The following is a 20,519-nucleotide window of genomic DNA, read 5'->3' as shown; positions in this document are numbered from 1 at the left end:
GATGCTCCCGGTGGCGGCGTGCATCCGCCCCACGACCGAGGGCGGGGCGGGATTTACTCCTTGTCCTTCCCCAGCGAAGCCTCGTAGGCCCTGCGCAGCGCGAGCAGCTCCTGCGCCTTTTCGGGGTACCTGTCGATCAGGTTCTCCGATTCGGTGCGGTCGATCTTCAGGTTGGTCAGGTACAGCCCTTCGAGTGTCTTGTTCCTGTCGTTGGGCAACACGTCGATCGCATTGCAGATCAGCTTCCAGTCGCCCCGGCGCACGGCCCGCTGCTTACCGGAATCGAAGTGCAGCACGTCGTGCGGCGAAGCTTCGGCTCCGTCGCGGATCAGCGGCACGATGCCCACCCCGTCGACATCGATCCCCGAGGCATCCAGCCCGCACAGGTCGAGCAGCGTCGGGAACCAGTCGATATTCATCGCCACCTGCTCCCGGACTTCCCCTGCCGGAAGGTGCCCCGGCCAGCAACAGGCCGCCGGCACCCTGCATGAGTTGTCTCCTATCCATATCGGTCGATTTTTCAAGGCAAGGTAAACATGGCCGCACACGGCGGCAGCATTCCCGATACGGGCGGGGCCCCATACCCGGGGGCACAGGCCGGGCCTGTACCCTCCGGCAGCGGCGGAGCCCCTCCGCGCATCGTCCCGGCCCGGGGCTGTCCCTCTTGCCCCCGAGCCGGGTATTCTATTCCGCCTCGGCCCTGTCGAGCGCCCGGATGATGTTCCGGGAGATGCCGATCGAGACGAGCTGGATGATCCCGATGATGAGCAGCGCATAGCGGATCGCAAAGGTATCCGACAGGCAGATCGTCAGGACGATGAACAGCCCGCACCCGAAGAAACGGCCGAGGTAAAGGGCGAATTCGTGGACGAAAATATAGGCGTAGGAGTTGCGGTTCTCCTTCCGGCTCACGTAGTCGATGACCCGCAACTGGATCGGGAAATAGCCCAGATCCATCAGCGGACGCCCCATCACCAGGCACAGCATGAAGACGATCGCGCCCGTTGCCGAATAGAGCACGGCATTGAACGCCCCGCCCAGTGCGAAGAGCAGCAGGCCCGAGGAGAAGATCAGCACCCGGTGCCTGGCCGAAGCGAAGCGCCCCAGCAGGTAGAGCAGCACGGCCGAGACGATGGCGCTGACCGATTGCAGCGTCCCGAGCGTGGATTCGTTCCCGACGAGCGTCATGACCAGCATCGACGGCGCCGTGACGATGTATCCCTGGGCGATCCCCTTCAGGACGGCAAGGCGCATCATCTTGTTCCACAGCACATCGAAGCGCAGATAGATGAACCGCTCCTTCGGGGGATTGGAGAACCTGCCGCGGAATACGACGGCCGAAGCGATGATCGTAAGCGCGAAAACGAAGAGGGTCACCAGTTTATAGGCCAGGTTGATATTTCCCCCGAGCCAGTTGTGGTCGGCCGTGGCGCCCAGGAACGCCCCGATCATACCGGGCACGACGACGCCGGCGACGGTGTTGAAGAAACTTTCCAGACCGTAGTAATAGTTGCGGTTGCCGTCGTCGGTGGAATTCAGGGCGAGAAAATCGCGGTTGGCCCAGAAAAAGCCGTACGATAGCCCCATGATAAGTCCCGCCACGACGATCCCGGCCAGGTCGAGCGTTTCGAGCGACATCATCACGGCCATCGAAACGCCGCTCAGCAGCATCCCGAACGAATAGAGGTGCGAAATCCGGATGCGGCGCATGAGAAAGCCGTTCACCAGGAAGGTGAGCGGGATGCCCGTGTAGACGGCCAGCTGGTAGCCCACCACATACGCCAGCTCCGAACTGTTGCGCATGATGTAAGTGCCGACAAAAAGTTCCACGACGGGGAGGACGAACGCATACAGCATGTTCGTCAGCAGGAGTATCCGCATGTTGAACGGATAGGTTCCGAAATGCCGGATTTCCGAGAAAGCCCTGCCGAGAATGCCGTTGCCCGAGGTCGAGACGGTTGTTTCTTTCATGTCAGTAGTTTAGTATTGCCTTGCAAAATTAAGCCCCCGGGGGCGTTGCAAGGTATACTATTGTAACCGAAACGTATCTTCACGCCGGGAAACGGCACTTTTGCCCGCTCAGCGCTCTTTTTCGCGCATCTCCCTGGGCGACATGTGGTATATTTTGGCGAACTCGCGGTAGAAGTAGGACTTGTTGTTGAAACCCGCGCAGAACATGATTTCCTGGATGGTCATGTTGGTCGTCCGGAGCAGATGCGTCGCATGGCTGATCTTCACCGAGCGGATATATTCGCTCGGCGTCATCTGCGTGATCTCGCGGATCTTGCGGTAGAGGCTCATGCGGCTCACGCACATCTTGTCGCACAGGAAATTCAGCGACAGGTTCTCGTCGGTCATGTTCTGCTCGATGATCCCGGCCAGCTGTACGATGAACTTCTTGTCGTCGGCGTCGATCGTATTCCCCTCGTAGACGTCCGACGAGGAGATCACGGAATTGTAGTAATCCCTCAGCGAGAGGCGGTTGTTGAGTATCTGATGCACGACGGCCAGCAGGTGCTTGGGGTGGAACGGCTTGGAGATATAGGCGTCGCCGCCCAGCTCGTAGCCGCGGATTTCCTGTTCGACATCGTTCTTGAAGGAGAGGAACACGAACGGAATATATTTGGTGATCTCGTTGCCCTTGAGGTATTCGAGCAATTCGAGCCCGTCCACGTTCGGCATACTGACATCGCTGATAATCAGGTCGGGGCGTTTGTGTTTGAGGATCTCGATGGCCTCCGTCCCGTCGGCGGCCTGGATGACGGAATATTCGTCGGAGAGTATCTCGGCGATCAGGTCGCGGATCTGCTTTTCGTCGTCCACCACCAGGATCGAGGCCCCCGCGGCACGCGACTCTCGGGCCTGCCCCGTCCGCATGTCCTCGACGTCGGGCAGCGGATAATCGGGCACGCTCTTCTGTTCGGGTTCGGTCACCAGGTCGCGGCTCACCTCGGGCAACGACAGGGTGAAGGTGGTATATTCGCCGGGGTTGCTGCTCACCGTGATATTTCCCGACAGCATGTCGGCCAGACTCTTGGCGAGCGCCAGCCCGATGCCGTTGCGCATGACCTTGCCCTCGTTGGCCTGCCGTTCGAAATTGTCGAGTATCTCGAAGCGGTTGAAGACATTGCCGATGTCCTCGGGCTTGATACCCTTGCCCGAGTTCCTGACCCTCACGGTCGTACGGCCGGCCTCCGCACGCAGCGCGATGCTGATGTATCCGCCTGCGGGCGTATATTTATAGGCATTGGAAACCAGGTTGTAGAGGATTTTCTCCAGTGCCCCCTGGTCGCTCACGAGGATGACCTCCTGCGCCGGGAAGTCGATGCGCAGGTCGATGCGCCGCTGCTCGTTGACCTCGTTGAAATTGTCGGCAATGGTCGAAATCAGCTCCGTGACGTTGACCATGACGTAGCGGGGCGTGTAATGCCCGGTCTCGACCCGCCGGAACTCCATCAACTCGCCGATCAGGCGCTGCATGCGCGCCGCGTTGTTCTTCACGATGCGGACATGCTTGGCGACGTCGGGCGCGAGGCTGTAACTGTCGAGCAGCTGCTCGCCCGACCCGTAGATCAGCGTCAGGGGGGTGCAGAACTCGTGGGCGATGCTGGTGAAAAAGCGGAGTTTCGCCTCGTAGTTGTCGCTCTGCTGCTGCCGGCTCATCGACTCCATCAGCAGCCTGCGCCGCTGCTCGATCCGGTCGTTGACCACGAACCAGACGACGTACAGCACCACGAACGAGAGCAACAGGTAGACCATGTAGGCCCACACCGTGTTCCACCACGGCGGACGCACCCGGATATGCAGCGAAGCGGTATTGTCGCTCCAGATTTTGTCGCCGTTGGTACATCGCACGCAGAATTCATAGGCCCCGGGCGGCACGTTGGTGAACACCGCCGTGTTGTCGGTGCCGATCTCCACCCAGTCGTCGTTGAACCCCTTGAGGATGTAGGCGTATTCGCAGTTGCCGTTGCGGATGTATTCCAGCGCAGAGAACTGGATGCTGAAAAAGTTTTCGCTGTGCGACAGGACGATCTCGCGGTCGGCACGGAATCCGGGCACGGGCGTCTGCTTGATCAGGAAATTGTTGAGCTGCACGGCCGGGGCATACGTCCGCACGCGGATGTCGCGGGGATCGAACCGGTTGAACCCGGCCACTCCGCCGAAGTACATCCTGCCGTCGCGCGAACGGTAATAGGCACCGTCGGAAAATTCGTTGCTCTGCAACTCCTCGTTGTTGTAATAGCTGATTATCCGGTTGTCGGCAGGGTTCAGCTGCGCCAGCCCCTTGTTGGTACTGAGCCAAAGGTTGCCCGAGTCGTCCTCCAGGATACCGTGGATGGTGTTGTTCGGCAGCCCGTCCTTTTCGATATACCAGCGGAAACCGCCCCGTCCCCCTGCGGTGGGGCTGAGCCGGTTCAGACCGTAGCTCGTCCCGATCCAGAGCGTCGAGTCGCGCCCGGCGTAGAGCGACAGGATGTCGTTGCTGCTGATCGGATAATCGCCCGAGGAGGTCGTGTAATGGGTAAACTTGCCGCTGCGGGTGTCGAAGAGGTTCAACCCGCCGCCGCGCGTTCCGACCCACAGTTTTCCGCCGCCGGCCGGGACGATCGCGAACACCGTATTGTTGCTCAGCGAGGTGGTGTCCTTCTTGTCGTTGACATAGACCCGCTGCCGTCTGATTTCGTAACGCCCGCCCGCCTCGGCCAGTTGCAGCCCGATCAGCCCGTAGCCGTTCGTCCCGAGCCACACGCAGCCGTCCGACGGATCGCGGTAAATCGCATACACCGAACCGAAATAGGTGCCCGGGACGGGTTTGATGGACGAGATGCGCCCCGTGGCACACGAAAGCACATCGAGCCCGGCGCCGTCGTGCCCGATGAACAGGTCGTCGCCGAATCCCCAGGCGAGGGCGTAGACGGAATTATTACCCAGTCCCCCGGATACGTCGCAGACCGCGCCCCGGCTCCCGTCGGGACGCAACATGCCGATGCCGTTGCCTTTCGTGGCGACATAGACGTTCCCGCGGCTGTCCTCGCAGAAGGCGCGCACGGGGCAATTCCTGTCGCCGAAAATCCGGCTGTTGGGAACCTTGTCGAACTGGATGCCGTCGTTGTATACCTGGAAGACGCCCTGCCCGTCGCTGCCGACCCACAGGATGTCCTGACTGCCGTAGCAAAACGAAAGGATGTTGATGCCGGGCATTTGCGACATCCGGCGGAACGTCCGCCCGGACATGTCGCAGACATACATGTCCGGCGTCCCGGTCGCTACCAGCAGGTAATCGTCGCCATATTGGGCGATAGCGCGCACCTCACGACCCGGGGGGGGGAATTTGCCCACTGCAGCCAGCTCCCCGTCGCGGCGCTCGTAGCGGTAAATTTCCGCATCGGCCGTAACCAGGTAGAGCGCCGTCCGGCTGTCGAACACCGACTTGACCCCGCCTTCGGGGAAGAGCCCGACCTTTTCCCGCACCTCCATGCTTCCCGTCGCGGACAGCTCGTAACGGATCCGAACCAGCTCCTCCTGCACGGTATGCAGCAGCAGGGTATTCTGTCCGCCGTAGTAAACGGCACGTATCTCCGAAGAGTTGAACTGCGGGACATTGAGTGCCGAAAGCCGGCCCAGCGCCTTGTCGTAGCAGGCGATGCCCCACCCCGTGGCGGCACAGAAGATGGTGCCGTCGGCCGCGGCCGCGACCGAGAACACCTGCTCGGCCGTGGGGCCGTTGTCCTCGTAGCCGGGGTAGAAGCGTTCGATGCGGTCGTTTTCCACGTCGATGCGGTTGATCCCGTAGTCGGTGGCGACCCAGAGGATGCCCTTCGCCTCCTCGACGATGTTGCGGATGACGTTGTTCGAAATCGTATTCGCATTGTCCGGCGCGAACTTGTAAGTCCTGAAGCCGTAACCGTTGTAGGCATTCAGGCCGTCCCATGTCCCGAACCACATCATCAGAGTCGAATCCTGATAGATGCAGTTGACTGAACTGTTCGACAACCCGTCCGCGCTGGTCAGCGTATCGTACTTGAGGGAGGCCACGGCGGAAGGCATGGCAACCCAAACCGCCGCCAGCAACAGGAAAATCAACTTTTTCGACATAACGCTTCGCATGTTGTCACAAAGATATGTTTTTATACGGAACCGTAAAATCAATCGGCAGGCCGTTTCCCAAAAAAGCGGGAAGCCGGGGCGGATCATCCGCCCCGCTACCAGACGGGAAAGCCATGGCAGGGCGCGCCCTGCCATGACCCCGCGTAGGTTCCGTCCGCGCAGTTTGCCGCCCAAATGGCCGGATCCGGCCCGGAAGCGGCGACGGACGGTTCCCTAATAGCGTTTCGCGCCGTCCGTCCAGTCGTCGGTGCGGAACGGCCCGGCCGGAAGCCCGGCGCCGTTACAGAGGTTGCAGACCGGGTTGTTGGCCCAGGCATAGCGCACCCCGACGGGGAAGCGTACCCCGTCCGAAGAGACGACGACCGTACTGCCTTCGATAACGGCCCTGGCGGCATGGAACTTATGGTCGGGGCCGGCGATATAGAACCCCCTGACGGGGCCGCCGTCGGAGGTCTTGAGCCCCTTGTCCGTGTGCGAAAAGTCAATGCGGATCGTGTTGCCCTCGATACGGTAACCCTCGTATACGGGCCCCGAATAGGGAATCCGCTCGCCATAGGTCAATGCCCGCGCCACGAGCGAGAGGCGCCGGCCGACCGCCGGTTTGTTTTTCGGATGGAGGTCGTCGCCGTCACCCACGTCGATGCACACGGCCAGCCCCGTGTTCTCAAGGCGGAGCGCATGTTTCTGCGCCTCGCGCAACTCGGCCCACTCCGACTCCTCGGGGCCTTCCTGTGCCTTCATGTAGTTGGGAAGCTGCACGATGTAGAAGGGAAAGGCATATCCCCAGTGCTGCCGCCAGTCATGGATCATCAGCGGCAGCAGGTCGCGGTACTGCGCCGCGCGCGCCACGTTGGCCTCGCCCTGGTACCAGATGGCGCCGCGGATGGCATAGTCCACGAGCGGGTTGATCATCGCATTGAAGAGGAACGTCGGGTAGTTGGGTTCGGTGGCGGTGTTGACCGGCATGTCGGGGGCGTCGCCCAGCCCCATCGAGACCTTGTATTTCCATTGCCCAGCCAGCGGGAGTTTCTCCGAGTCCGATTTGGCGAGGGCGATGCTGTTCGCATCGCCGAAGATGCCGCCCTTGCCGCCCGTATCCATCACACGCACGGCAACGGTCGCCTTGCCGGCCTTGACCAGCGACGCGGGGATCTTATAGCTCCGGAAAGCCATGCAGCCCTCGGTATGCCCCACTTCGACGCCGTTGAAATAGGTGAAATCGTTGTCGTCTATGGCCGCAAGCGTGAGCGTCAGCTCCTTACCGGCCCAGCCGGCCGGGATCTCGACGTCCCTGCGCACCCACATAAAGCCGCTGAACCCGTCGAGGCCCTGATCCTGCACGAACCCCGGAACCGCGATCTCGCCCCACAACGAATCGTCGAACGAACTCTCGGCCCACACCGCTCGGCCGTCCTCGAACGCCATGTCGGCCTGCATCATCCGGAGGCGCCACTCGTCCATGTCGTCGTGGAACATCCTGTTACGCGCCTCCCGGGATTCGGGGATCTGCTTCACCTTCTCGACGCGGGGACGGAAATAGGGCATCTCGGACAGCGCTTCGGCGCTCGTCCACGACTCGGCGTACGTCCCGCCCCAGCACGACTCGATCAATCCGATGGGTATGCCCAGGTTTTTATAGAGTTCCTTGCCGAAGAAGTAACCCGTCGCCGAAAAGTCGGCGATGTGTTCGCCCGAGCACACCTGCCAGCCGCCGTGGCGAACCGAAGCCTCGCCGAGCGGCACCGGGCTGGTGGTGTTGTCGATATGCAGCAGGCGGATATTCCCGTAGGCATCGGCCTCCTTCATCTCCTGTTCGTAGTTCAGCACCCGGTCGGCAACGCGCATCTCCATGTTGGACTGCCCCGAACAGAGCCAGACCTCGCCGATCAATACGTTTTTCAGTTCGACGGGTTTGCCGTCCGAAACCGTGACCGTATAGGGGCCGCCGGCCACGGGGGTCGACACGCGCACCTCCCAGCCGCCCGATGCGGCGGCCGTCGCCGCGTAGGTCTTGCCGTCCCACGAAGTGGTGACTTTCACGGCCTTGCCGGGTTTGGCCCTGCCCCAGATTTTCACATCGCTCTGTTGCTGCAGCACCATGTTGTCGGTGAAGATCGCCGGGAGCGTGACCTTGGCGGAGAGCTGCAGGGGCAGCACGGCCGCCAGCAGGAAAAGTATTCGTTTGAGATTCATGACAGCTTCGGATTAGTAGACGAAATAGTTTTTGTCGGTACCGTTCACCTTGTTGATGGCCGACACGATGATCTTCTCCATGACCTTATAGCCCTCGCCGTTGGGATGGCATCCCTCGGGCGAATATTCCGGGAGCATGGCGTTGTCCTTGTCGGCCATCGCCGAGAAATAGTCGACATACTCCACGCCCTCGGCCGAGTCCGCATACTTCCTGAGCATCGCGTTGAGCTTAGGGATGATCTTCCCGGGCTCCACCTGCGGCCGCCAGTTGTAGCGCACGCACGGCGTGACGGAGCACAGCAGCACCTTTATCCCGTTGAAGCGTGCCAGCTCGCACATCGAAACGATGTTCTGGTAGGTATTTTCCAGGGCGATGTACCCGTTGTTCATCGCAATATCGTTCGTCCCGGCCATGATCGCCACGCACTGCGGGTGCAGTTCGATCACGTCCTGGCGGCAGCGCACCAGCATTTCCGACGAGGTCTGCCCGCCGATGCCGCGGCCCAGGAAGTTGTTTTTCTGAAAGAACTCCGGGTGCTGGTTGAACCACCCCTCGGTGATGGAGTTACCCATGAAAACCACGTCGGGGCGCACGTCGCCCAGCGTTTTGTTCACCTGGGCATAGGCCCTGAGCCCCGCCCAGTCCCGGTAGAGAAGGTCGGAATAGGCCTGGCCGAAAACAACGCCCGCCCCAAACAGGCAAAGCGCACATAACAAGATCATTTTTTTCATTTCCGCAAAATATTAGATCGGTTCCACAAAGTTAAAAATTATCCGTCCGGAACGGCACTACGGGCTGCCCGAAGGCATCCCACAGGCGGCCGACGCTGCAATTCTTGAAATTATAGCGCAGGTACACGGGGCTGCCCACGTCGTAGTTCGAGACATAGAGCACCGTGGGGTCGGGGCGCCGGCGCACGGCCTTCGCGGGGCGGAACACCCCGTCGCTGCCGGCCAGCTCGAAGCCCTCGATCTCGCCCTTGACGAGGAACCCGCAGTCGCTGCCGTCGAAATGCACCCGCACGACACCGCCTTCGAGCACCTCCATCGACCTGAACCGCGGCCCGATGGTCTTGACCGCATCGCCGTAGCCGTAGTCCCGGCTCAGCGCCCAATAGGCCAGGCGCCGCGCGATGGGCTCCTTGCGGCTGGGATGCACGTTCCACGTCTCGTAGTCGTAGACCAGGTCGTTGGTGCAAACCATGCCCACGTTGTCGGTCATGTCCATCACCCGCGCTTGCTGCTCACGCACCAGCGCCTCGTTCACGTTCTCTTCGCCGTCCTCATGGGGTGCGATCTCGACGTAGTAGAACGGCTTGCGTTCGCCGCCCCACAACGCGCGCCAGTGGTCGATCATCGCCACCATTTTCTCGGCATAGTGAGTGCTGCGCCCGACATTCGAACAACCCTGGTACCAGCAAAACCCCTTGATCGCAAAGTTATGCAACGGGTAAATCATCCCGTTGTAAAGGATTTCGACCGTATTCATGCCGCTCTTCCCCTCGCGCGTGGCGACCGACGCCGGGTCGAAATCGGCGAACCCGCGTTGCAGCGACGCCGGGAACCACGCTTCGATCCACGTGCCGCCGCAACTGCTGTTGATGATCCCCACGGGGACGTTCAGCGCCCGGCGGAGGTTGCGGCCGAACAGGTAGCCGATGGCGCTGAAGGTCTTGACGCTCCCGGGCGAGGCTTCGCACCAGGCACCCGTCACATCCTCCCGGGGACGGAGCCCGCCGTCGATTTTCACCGAGAAGAGCCGCACGTCGGGATACTGCGCACTTTCGGCGATGATCTCCTGCGCATGCTCGATCGGGCAGTCGCGGCCTCCCTGCACGGGGATCTCCATGTTGGACTGCCCCGAACAGAGCCACACCTCGCCGATGAGGATATTCTTCAGCACGACGGGTTCGCCGTCGCCGTCGCCCAGGGCGATGCTGCGCGGCTCGAACGAGGCGGCCGGGGTTGCGACCATCACGCACCAGCGTCCCTTCTTGTCGGCCTGCGTCCGTACGGCGCCGCACCACGAGGGTGCGACGCTGACTTCGGCCTCGGGCGTCGCCCAGCCCCAGAGCTTCACTTCGCAGGACTGTTGCAGCACCATGTTGTCGCCCACGATGGCGGGCAGCTTGATTTTCGCTTCGGACGGCGCCCATGCCACGCACAGCAGGAGCACCAGCGCACAAAACCTTTTCATACCCGCAATCAATCGTTATAGGGCCTTGCGACCAGTTTGTAGGTATCCTCCCCGAGCAGCGACTCGTCGATCTCGATGTCGACCTTCCGGGCCTCGCCCCGCAGCAGCGTGAAGTAGTTGTCGTCCATGATGACCGGCAATATCTGCTCCCCGGTCGAGGCATAGACCGGCATGAGGCGCACGGCGAACGCCACGCTGCGGCCCCGGTTCGTGACGGTCGCGCGGATGATGCGCTTGCCGTCCACCGTTTCGGCTTTCGTGCGTACATCCAGTTTCGCGGGTTCGAGGTCGTTCAGCGCACGGTAGTCGCCCAGGCGGTTCGAACGCCAGTAGAAATTCTCCGAGAGCAGGTTCCCGGCATCGTCGGTCAGCCGCAGGCGGATGAAATGCACGGGCGAAAGTTCTTCGGCCGGAGTTTCCGGGCCGTAAAGCTCCATTTCGAAGAGCACCAGCTGCCAGTCGTCGTGGGGCGCCGTGCCCTGCAACTTGACATAGCGCGCCGTCACGGGGTCGATCCGGATCTGGTCGATGGGCGTGCTGGGCTTGCCGCTGGTGTAGACCGTCCGCCACTCTTCGGCGTCGTCCGACGCGAGTATCTCGTATGCTTTGGCCGCTTCGCTCTCCCACGTCAGGACGATGTCCGAAAACTCGGTGGGCGCGCCCAGGTCTACCATGACCCACTGCTCGCCCGGGCCGCCCGAGCGCCACGAGGAGCCCGTATTGCCGTCGGTGACGGACTTGGGGGCATGCGAAACGTCATTCTCCGACGACGAGGCGACGGTTTTCTTACCCCGTGCGAGATTATGGTCTTCCGGGAACGGGAGCCTCATCACCCGGATCGCCGTGTTGGGCAGCGACGACAGGGCGGCCCGCTGCGCGTAGTGCTTCACCTCGCTGCCGTCCATATTGTAGACCGCCGCCGTGGCACGCAGGCCGTTGTAGGCCTCGCCGCTGGCGTTGACCACCTTGACCGTGTTGTCGGCGTAACTCCACTGGATATGCAGCGGTTCGCAGGCCTTGCGCACGCCCCAGTAGGCACCGTTCAGGTCGTAATAGTAATCGTAGGTCTGCCATACGAACGACGGGTAGGCCGACTGGCTCATCCAGGTCAGGATGCCCGAAGCGTCGTTCCACAGGTGGTGCTGCCACCCCTCGTACATCGCCTTGTTGACCTCGATGTTGAGCAGCTGCGCCTTGCGGCAGAAATCCTCCGCGCCCGCGGCCTTGCCGTAATTGTACTCCACGGCCGCGAAATAACGGGTCGGGCGCGCATTGCCCGCCGAGTTGCCGAAGAAATGCTTGTCCAGCATCCCGGGCGAAGCCGGCCACCGCTCGGGCTCGGGCATGAACTTCTTATAGCTCTCGTAGTTGGTGAAGACGGCCGAGCCGATCTCCGTGCGGAAGCCCCAGCCGTCGAGCTTGTGGTCTCCGTAGCCCAGCGGGTGGGCCGTGAAGTACCAGATCGGATGGGCGTTCACCCAGGGGCCGCTGCCCGAGAATCCGTACTCGCGCGAAATGGGCTGGTACCAGCGGTCGCCGCCGTCGAAGGCCTTGACATCCTCGCGCAGCCACTCGTTGAGCGGCGCCAGGGGCACGCCCTCGTTGTCGCCGCACCAGACGGCGATCGAAGGATGGTTGCGCAGCCGCTTGATTTTCTCCACGGCGTTGCGGTTGAAGGCGAACACGTCGTCCGGCAGGTTGGGATGCGAATTGAGCCAGAAATCATCGAAGACCATGATGCCGTAGCGGTCGCACGCCTCGTAGAACTCGTCGTCGGTCGTCGAACCGATCCAGTTGCGGATCATGTTGTAGTTCATCTCGCGGTGCAGGCGGATTTTGAGGTCGTACTCGGCGCCCCGGCAGCGGAGCATATACTCGCTCATGCCCCAGTTACCGCCCTTGCAGTAGATGCGCTCGCCGTTGACCGAGAGCTGGAACACACCCTTCACGAAGTCGTAGGAGTACTCCCGGATGCCGAACGTCACCGTCCGGCAGTCGGAAACCTCGCCGTCGACCTCGCACGTCAGCTCGCACGTATAGAGGTTTTGGTCGCCGTACCCGTTGGGCCACCACAGGGCCGGGTCGTCGACGGTCAGCTGCGGGAACTCGCGGGGGTCGACGCCCACGGTGCGCTGCTGGCCCGCCCCTATTTTAAATCGCTTCTCGAAGGTGATGTCGCCCGGGCGGATGACGCCCCTCACGACCCCGGTTTTCTCCTGCTGCGAGTGGTTCTTCAGTTCGGTGGTCAGCGAGACGACGCCCTGCTCGCGCGAAGGCACCCTGGTACGCACCCACGGGTCGACGAGCGACACGTCGCCCGACGTGGTGAAATACACGTCGTCGGTGATGCCGCCCAACAGCCCGGGGACGTAGGGCATCCAGTCCCAGCCCGCACTGGAAATATAGGTCGGGCTGGCATGATTGGCGATCGGGTTCGTCGGCACGCGCACCAGCACGGCCAGCACGTTGGGCGCGGCATCCTGCCGCAGCAGGTGCGTGACCTCGAACATGCCGCGATCCATAAACCCGTCGAGCGACCCCAGCCGCGCGCCGTTGAAATAGACCTCGGCCCCGCGGTTCACGCCCTCGAAGCAGATCCAGCGGCGCGCACCGGCGGGCAGGTCTTTGGTCGCGAACTCGGCCCTGTACCAGAAATTGCGGTCGTACTTGCACCTGTCCACCTTGTAGGCATTGTCGCCGAAGTTGGGGTCGGATTCGATCCCCGCCTCGACGAACGACGTGAAGGCCGCCCCCGGGACGACCGCGGCGACCCAACCCGAGGCATCGTAGCCCGCCCCGAGCATGGCTTTCACGTCGGTCACCTCGTCCTGCGCCCGGAGCTGCCATGCGGCAACCCGGCCGTCGCTGTTGAGCGACACTTTCTGCACAGCGGCTGCCAGGGGAAGGCACAGCAACAGCGACGCTGCGATCAACAGATATTTTTTCATTCCTTCGTTTTTTACAGATTATTCGCTCCCGCACGGCTTCAACGCCGCCGGTCATCCGGCACCGCACGGCCGCACGCACGCGAAGGGCGGCAACCCGCCGATGCAGGCCGATCCGGACGGCCCGGCCGGAAAAAATCCCGGCGACGGCGAAGTGAAACAAAAACGATCCACCGCCGTCGCCGGATTATCATACCGCCCCGGGTAACCGGCCGGTACGGCCTTCACAACCGGTTTTTACCAACCGGTATTCTGGACGAGGTTCGGGTTCTGCGTCGTTTCGGCATAGGGGAACGGCCACAGGTAGAAGCGGTCGCTCCAGCTGCCGCGCGTCGACAGCGGGTCGTAGCGCACTTCGTAGTTGCTCCAATCGGTAGGATCGGTCGTACGCACGGTCGCGTCCTTGAGTCCGACGAGCCATGCGCATTCGTTACCCCAATGCTCGCTCACACCGTCGATCGAAGTGTCGGTGATGAATTTCTTGTAATCGCCCCAGCGGATCAGGTCGACATAGCGGCTGCAATCCTCCAGCCACAGCTCGAAGCGGCGCTCGGCCTTGATACCGTACTCGGCGTTATCCATATCCAGTGCGGGGGCGTCCGTAAGGCCCGCACGGCGGCGCACCTTGTTCAGCGCCTCCAGCCCCGTGATGTTGGCCGTACCCTCGCCCGACATGCAGACAGCCTCGGCATAGAGCAGCAGCACGTCGGCATAGCGCATCAGCGGGAAGTTCGTCCGGTTGCCGTTGGTCTGGCCGCTTGCGAAACGCTCGGGAACCACGTCGTCCACAAAGTCGTAGTATTTCATGCGGAAATAGCCCTCGTTCTCGAACAACATGCTCGACATGACACCGCGTACGTCCTTGTTCAGGTAGGGGAAGTCGTGGTACACCTCGCTGTAAGTAGCGATGGCCGCACGGCGGCGCACGCTGTTGCCATCGTGCTTGGCAAACGCATAACCGAACGTGCGGGTCGGGTTGACAAAGCCCCAGCCGTCGGAGGCGGTCGTCGTGTTGCCCGGCAGGTTGACCTCGTCCTTACGCCAGTTCATGTAGGCGCGGAACCAGTAAGGCTCGGTGCTGGTGATGGTCGTGGCATCGCCGTCGATGTCCAGTTCGAGCAGGAACTCGTCGCAGAAATCGGCCTCGGCACGGTAGAGCGTCAGGTATTCGTACTCCTCGTTGCCGTCGCTCCAGTTTTCGTTCTGGCTCTTGGCCAGCTGCATGTTCGTCCCGTAGCTCGACGGGCCCATGGTCGCGGTCTTCTCCCAAAGTTCGTATTTACCCGAGTTGATCACCTTGGCCAGTTCGACCTTGGCGTTGGCATAATCGTTCTGCCACATGTACCCCTGGCCCTTGTAAGCGTAGCAGGCTTCGGCCGTCCAGCGGCCGCCGATGGCTTTCTGGCCGCCCAGTCCGCTCTTCGAGGGAAGCACGGCAGCAGCCTCGTCGAACTGCGTCATGATCCATTTCCAGTTGTCCTCGGGGTTCGAGTTGCCGGGATAGAACGAATAGTTGATACCGTCCAGCACGTGATCCACGAGCGGGGCCGAGCCCCACAGCTGCGTCAGGCGCATCATCGCCCAGGCACGCCAGGCCTTGGCCTCGGCGATCACGCGCTTGCGCTCATCGGAACCGTCGTTGAGTTTATCGACGATCATGTTGCATTTGTACATGATCTTGTAGAAACGGGTATACATCTCCTTGTAGGCGTTGTTCTCCGAATCGTCGATCATGGCCGACATGCGGTGGTAGTCGGTACCGTCGTTCGGGCCCGAGCCGCCCGGCCAGCACTCGGCCGTCTTGGCCGAGGTGGTTGCAATGTAGTGTACGCCCCAGTCGCCCATCATCAGGTACTTGGCCGTGACGTATACGTTCGCGATCAGCTGCTGGGCCGTCATATCGTCCGCCTCCGCATAGGTCTTGTCCACTTCGGTGACTCCGAGGTGCTCCACTTCGTCGAGACGCGCCTGGGAGCACGAGGTCACCATCATCGCTCCGGCAAGCAGTCCGGCTAATGCCAAAATATGCTTTTTCATAGTAGTCGTAATGTTTTTAGGTTAGAACGAAAGGTTTGCACCGAATGTCAGGGTCTTCGGGGTCGGGTAGTCGCCATAGTCCATGCCGATGCCCGACGTACCGCTGACAGCTTCCGGATCCATACCCCAGTAGGGCGTGATGCAGAAGAAGTTGTCGAGCGAGACATAGACGCGCAGGCGCGAAATGGCGATCTTTGTCGTAAAGGACGAAGGCAGCGTGTAACCCAGCTGGATCTGCTTGATCTTGAAATAGGAACCGCTCTTGAGCCACATGCTCGAGTTTCTGGAAGCGGTATCGCCGATCGGATCGGGATGCGGGTATTTGGCCCCGGCGCCCTTCACGTCCCACGAATCCGTCCACAGTTCGGAGGGTTTGTTGGCCGAAGGCGTCAGGCGGGCGCCGTAGAGGCTCAGCAGGCCGCCGTGGCTGCCGCTGCCGAATACCGTCAGGTCGAAGCCCTTGTAAGCGGCATTGAGAGTGATACCGTAGGTAAAGTCGGGGATGGCCGAACCCAGGTACACCTTGTCCTTGTCGTCGATCGTACCGCTCTTGTCCTTGTCGTAATACATGGCGCTGCCGTCCTCGGGGTTTACACCGAGGTATTTGTAGCCGTAGTAGCTCCACATGGGCTGTCCCTTGTCGAAATAGACGAAATCGGACAGGTCGTTCACGATACGCGTACCTTCCATCTCCTTGACCTCGCTGCTGATGGTGGCAAGATTGGCATTGACACCGTAGGTGAACTCACCGGCCTGATCCTGCCAGCCGAGTTCGAACTCGAAACCGTGGTTGTTGACCTTGCCTATGTTCTTGGCCATGCTCGTGGTACCCGTCGCAAGGGGAGGCGTCAATGTAAGGATCTGGTCGACGGTATTCTTATTGTAGAAGTCCATCCCGAAAGTCAGCCGGTTGTTCAGGAAACGCGCGTCGATACCGGCATCGAACTGCCGTGCCGTCTCCCATTTCAGATCCGGGTTGGCCAGCACATCCGAAGGATAGACGGTGGAAACCAGCGAGCCGTTCATGGGGTAATAATCGCCCACGCTCATCGACGAGCTGTACATGAAAGCGCCCAGCGCGCTGATATTACCGTTGACACCGTACGAAGCGCGGAGCTTCAGGAACGAAATGATCTTGGGGTCGATATCGCGCATGAACCGCTCGTTGGAGATCGTCCACCCGGCCGACACCGAGGGGAAATAGCCCCAGCGGGCTTCCTTCGACAATTTGGAGCGGTCGAAAGCGTCGGCGCGGAAATTGACCATGATGTTGTAACGGTTGTCGAACGTATAGCCGACACGGCCGAAGTAACTGATACTGGAAATTTCGCCTACTCTGCCGCCCACGCCTTTGGTCGCGTCGGTCGAAGCGAAGTCCAAGTGGTGGAAATTGCTGCTGCTGTCGGTCAGGCCGTTGGTCGAACCCGAAGTGAAGTTGCTCCACTCGTACTGGTAGGACATACCGACCATCGCGTTGATCGTGTGCTTGCCGAACGTGTTGTTGTAGTTGGCGAAGTTCTCCCACATGTAGAAGCGGTTCATCGTGGTCTTTCCGTCCAATTGCATCTTCGTACGCGACGACACGGCGAAGTAGGTCGGCACGCCGTAGAAACTGTAATTGGTCGATTCGAGCCGGTAACCGACACGCGACGTGACGGTAAGGCCCTCGACGGGGGCGAAAACCAGCGACGACGCACCGCGCAGGGCGAAGTTCTTATGCTCGCCCGTGTTGCTGTAATAGTGGGTAAGCGGGTTGACCGCGTCCTTGGCGGCGAACGGGATGCCCACGTAATCGCCCTTCTCGTTCTTCATGAACATGTCGTCGCCCTGCTGTGCGATCAGCTCGGTCATGTATGCCGGCAGGTTGTCCTTGTCCCAGAAAGCGGGCAGCAGCGGATCCATGCCGTAGGGGTTGATGAACTGGTTGCTGTTGCCCAGATTGCTCACGCCGTCGCCGCTGTTCTGCGAACGCGAACTTTCGACCGTATTGTTGGTCGTGAAGGTGAGCCATTTCTTGACCTTGTAGTCGCCGTTGAGCTGGAAGGTGACACGCTTCAGCCAGTCCTTGTTGCCGTAGTACATACCGTCGTTGTCCATATACGACAGCGAAGCGTAAACCGAACCATAGTCGTTGGCCATTTCGACGCCGGCCGTATGGCGCTGGAACGAACCGTTGTCGCCGTAAAGCACGTCGAACCAGTCGGTATCGGTTTTACCGTCCCACGCGGACAGCGACTGGCTGTTGCCGGCGGCCGTCTGGTAGGCCACGTACTGCTCGGCATTCATCAGGTCGGCCTTGCGGGCCAGCGAGGTGATGCCGTAGGTGAAATCGTAGAAGATGCGGCCGTCGCCCTTCTTACCCTTTTTGGTGGTGATAAGTACGACGCCGTTACCGGCCTCGACACCGTAGATGGCCGCCGAGGCACCGTCCTTGAGGATCTCCATCGACTCGATCGACGAGGGGTCGAGGTAGGAAATGTCCGACACCTTCAGGCCGTCCACCACATAGAGGGGCTCCGATGCGCCCGAATTGTTCGAGCTGAATCCGCGGATACGGATCGAGGGACTCGAACCCGGAGCGGCCGAAGAGGAGAGCACCTGCACGCCCGGGGCCTTTCCCTGCAGGGCCTGCTGCGCGTTCTCGACCGAACGCGATTCGAACACGTCGCTCTTCACCGAGGTGATCGACCCCGTCACGTCCCTCTTCTTCTGGACGCCGTAACCGATGACGACCACTTCGTCGAGCGTCTGGTTGTCCTCCTTGAGCACGACCTTCATATTCGTCTGCGAGCCGATGGCAACCGTCTGGGGTTCATAACCGATGAATGTCACCAGAAGGCTCTGGTTCGCCATAACGCCGTTCAGTGCGAAAGAACCGTCGGAACCCGTCGAGGTACCCTTCGTCGTTCCGTCGATCACCACGGCGGCACCCGCAACCGGATTACCCTGTGCGTCGACGACGGTTCCGGTCAGATTGTGCGTCTGTGCAACAGCCCGACTGCCTGCGAACGGAGCGACAAGCATCAACATCACTGCTGCGAAAGCTAATTTCAGTAAGCTTTGTTTCATAATTTTAATCAATCGTTAATGTAGTTCGTTGGTTGTCATTTCTTTGCTTTCCGCGGGAACGCCCGGCTCCCGGCGGATCGGTAGGTTTTACATCTTTTCAGTTTGTGGCCAATTAGGTGTCAAGTTAATAAGTGGTTTATAATTAGGTTTTTACGAATATCCCAACGCTTTTTGCAGGGTGCAGTCGGAAACACCCGCCGCAATAGTCAGGGACGTCAGCGTACAGGGTGTGCCCGTCGGGGCACACCGATGCACGCGGCATTCCGCACGATTATTCTACGGGGAGACCTTTATAGGCGCGGTACGTCGCGGCCAGGTCGGCAGTCCTCAGGAACACGTATTTCCGGCCGTCGTTGCGGGCTTCGATCTGCTTTTTGAGCTCGGACGCATAGGTGGTCACATCCTCGCTCGCCGTGCCGATCATGACCGACAGGAACAGCGGTTCGTCTACCGGGGCGCTGTCCAGCACCTTGTTCAGGTATTCGGGACGCGAATTGGTCGTACCGATATGGAAACAGTTGTTGTCCATGTGGTATTCGTCGGAACCGATACCGCGCCAGTCGGTGCCCGCATAACCGCCTTCGAGGCAGTAGGGCTGTACGTTCCAGGCCACGGCTTCGCCGTCGACCATCTGCTTGAGGGTGTGCATGCCGGCCTGCCTGAGGTAATGCCGCGTCAGCGCGCAATAGAACGAGAAGCCGCTGTAACGGTCGGTCGTCGGGGAGCCGTCGCCCATCATGGCGCCCATCTCCTGGCCGCCTTCGTTCATCACCTGCTCGTACCAGGTGAAAACACGCGGCGCGAGGTCTACGATGGCGGGGTTGATGATCCACGTCACGGGGACATCGCCGTAGGCGGCCGACTCCTCGATCGTGTAGGGCATGTAGATCATCGTATGCAGCAGGTTGTCGCCGTCGGAGACGAGCATCGCGATATAAACGGTATTGGGTTCGGCCTCGAGCGCCTTGGGTTCGATGGGGGTACCCTGCACCGAGGGGAACGAAGACATGACGGTCATGTTCTCGACCGAAATGAACGGCACCATGAAATACCCGTATTCGGCGAAGAGTTTGTCGGCCTTCAGTTCGTCGGTCCAGCCCATGATCTGGGTGCCGGCGGGATATTTCTTGACGATGTTCTCGTAATATGCGCACTGGTCATGATCCTGGATGTCGAGGAAATAGGTGAACAGGCGGTTGGCAACCACGTAGTCCTTGTTGGCTGCGCCCCAGCTCTCCTGGAAATCGGTAGTCATGTGCGACCAGGTGAAAGCCACGTCGCGGTTGGCCGTCCCGAAATAGTTTTCCACGAGCCAGTCGACACACTCGATGTTGGTCTTGAACATCCCGCGCAAATCCCGGATCACCGGGAAACCATATCCCTTCACCTCCTCGTAAAGGCGGGGTGAAACGATCAGGGCGTCGGTCTGTGCCGCGATCGTGGTCGCCGCCTCGATCGTGGCCTCGACCAGTTCGGGGTCATAGATAACTACACCCTTGATATGTTTCTTATACTGCTCGACAAGCGCCGAGAACCCGGGGTTGGACTTGGTCGCATCGAGCGTGAGGGTCTCCTGCGGAATGTCCTTCAGCACACGGTCGAGCCAGAACTGCCCCATCTGGGCCATGTCGTGCGGGCCGGTTTTCCAGCCGCCGTGGTTGTCCTTGCAACGGCTGTTCATCACATAGATCTTCTGTTCGCTGTCGCGGTTGACGATACCCTGCAGGCCGATGGCAGCGACCTGCCCCTCGATATCGTCGTTTTGCAGGTCTACGATGACGAGCGATTTGGTCGGGGTTTTGACTTTCGGATAGAGCCTGCCCGTCAGGTCGACGTCCGTAGCGGCGCGGCCGCAGCACGAACCGCCGTTCTGGCACGAAGCGAGCGTCATCAGACAAAGCAGGGAACCGAAACAATAGGTCAAAGTTTTCTTCATGAGTTTTAAGTAGGTTTTATTGGGATTTCTA

The 20,519-nt window shown here is 60.7% G+C and carries 10 protein-coding genes; all 10 read right to left on the bottom strand.

The window, feature by feature from the left end; translation table 11 throughout:
- Positions 1-53: 53 nt before the first annotated feature.
- Positions 54-776 (bottom strand): sulfatase/phosphatase domain-containing protein, encoded by a 723-nt coding sequence (locus tag B3C38_RS12575; protein WP_349677389.1) that lies wholly within the window; start codon positions 774-776, stop codon positions 54-56.
- The gene (locus B3C38_RS09275) at positions 685-1,971 is read right to left on the bottom strand and encodes an MFS transporter (RefSeq protein ID WP_117507366.1); all 1,287 of its coding nucleotides are present in this window, start codon (positions 1,969-1,971) and stop codon (positions 685-687) included. The genes B3C38_RS12575 and B3C38_RS09275 overlap by 92 nt, the downstream gene beginning before the upstream one ends.
- Positions 1,972-2,079: 108 nt before the next feature.
- Entirely contained in the window at positions 2,080-6,099 is a 4,020-nt protein-coding gene (locus B3C38_RS09270; RefSeq protein ID WP_286726816.1) for a two-component regulator propeller domain-containing protein, read from the bottom strand.
- Positions 6,100-6,324: 225 nt separating this feature from the next.
- Positions 6,325-8,304, bottom strand: coding sequence for a sialate O-acetylesterase (locus tag B3C38_RS09265; protein ID WP_276637099.1), 1,980 nt, complete (start codon positions 8,302-8,304; stop codon positions 6,325-6,327).
- Positions 8,305-8,316: 12 nt separating this feature from the next.
- Complete coding sequence (locus tag B3C38_RS09260; protein ID WP_286726815.1) at positions 8,317-9,036, bottom strand: GDSL-type esterase/lipase family protein; 720 nt, start codon at positions 9,034-9,036, stop codon at positions 8,317-8,319.
- Between the two features lie 31 nt (positions 9,037-9,067).
- Positions 9,068-10,501 carry a sialate O-acetylesterase gene (locus B3C38_RS09255; RefSeq protein WP_286726814.1) on the bottom strand — a complete coding sequence of 478 codons (1,434 nt, stop codon included), beginning with the start codon at positions 10,499-10,501 and terminating at the stop codon, positions 9,068-9,070.
- Positions 10,502-10,509: 8 nt separating this feature from the next.
- On the bottom strand, positions 10,510-13,449 hold the full coding sequence (locus B3C38_RS09250) for a discoidin domain-containing protein (RefSeq protein WP_286726813.1): 2,940 nt from the start codon (positions 13,447-13,449) through the stop codon (positions 10,510-10,512).
- A 234-nt stretch (positions 13,450-13,683) separates the two neighbouring features.
- Positions 13,684-15,483 carry a RagB/SusD family nutrient uptake outer membrane protein gene (locus tag B3C38_RS09245; RefSeq protein ID WP_276656622.1) on the bottom strand — a complete coding sequence of 600 codons (1,800 nt, stop codon included), beginning with the start codon at positions 15,481-15,483 and terminating at the stop codon, positions 13,684-13,686.
- Between the two features lie 21 nt (positions 15,484-15,504).
- Positions 15,505-18,552, bottom strand: a complete 3,048-nt coding sequence (locus tag B3C38_RS09240; protein WP_286726812.1) for a SusC/RagA family TonB-linked outer membrane protein — start codon at positions 18,550-18,552, stop codon at positions 15,505-15,507.
- 271 nt (positions 18,553-18,823) lie between these two features.
- Positions 18,824-20,488 carry a GxGYxYP domain-containing protein gene (locus B3C38_RS09235; protein ID WP_286726810.1) on the bottom strand — a complete coding sequence of 555 codons (1,665 nt, stop codon included), beginning with the start codon at positions 20,486-20,488 and terminating at the stop codon, positions 18,824-18,826.
- Positions 20,489-20,519: the final 31 nt, after the last annotated feature.

It is taken from the genome of Alistipes sp. UBA1686, assembly GCF_002320215.1.
Taxonomy (GTDB): Bacteria; Bacteroidota; Bacteroidia; order Bacteroidales; family Rikenellaceae; genus Alistipes; species Alistipes onderdonkii.
Note: the sequence above shows the minus strand (reverse complement) of the source record. Positions and strands in the feature narration are given on the sequence as shown.

Coding starts and splice junctions, on each gene's coding strand:
- B3C38_RS12575 (WP_349677389.1), bottom strand. CDS start 776: ATGCGCTGCTCATCATCGGGATCATCCAGCTCGTCTCGATCGGCATCT.
- B3C38_RS09275 (WP_117507366.1), bottom strand. CDS start 1,971: ATGAAAGAAACAACCGTCTCGACCTCGGGCAACGGCATTCTCGGCAGG.
- B3C38_RS09270 (WP_286726816.1), bottom strand. CDS start 6,099: ATGTCGAAAAAGTTGATTTTCCTGTTGCTGGCGGCGGTTTGGGTTGCC.
- B3C38_RS09265 (WP_276637099.1), bottom strand. CDS start 8,304: ATGAATCTCAAACGAATACTTTTCCTGCTGGCGGCCGTGCTGCCCCTG.
- B3C38_RS09260 (WP_286726815.1), bottom strand. CDS start 9,036: ATGAAAAAAATGATCTTGTTATGTGCGCTTTGCCTGTTTGGGGCGGGC.
- B3C38_RS09255 (WP_286726814.1), bottom strand. CDS start 10,501: ATGAAAAGGTTTTGTGCGCTGGTGCTCCTGCTGTGCGTGGCATGGGCG.
- B3C38_RS09250 (WP_286726813.1), bottom strand. CDS start 13,449: ATGAAAAAATATCTGTTGATCGCAGCGTCGCTGTTGCTGTGCCTTCCC.
- B3C38_RS09245 (WP_276656622.1), bottom strand. CDS start 15,483: ATGAAAAAGCATATTTTGGCATTAGCCGGACTGCTTGCCGGAGCGATG.
- B3C38_RS09240 (WP_286726812.1), bottom strand. CDS start 18,552: ATGAAACAAAGCTTACTGAAATTAGCTTTCGCAGCAGTGATGTTGATG.
- B3C38_RS09235 (WP_286726810.1), bottom strand. CDS start 20,488: ATGAAGAAAACTTTGACCTATTGTTTCGGTTCCCTGCTTTGTCTGATG.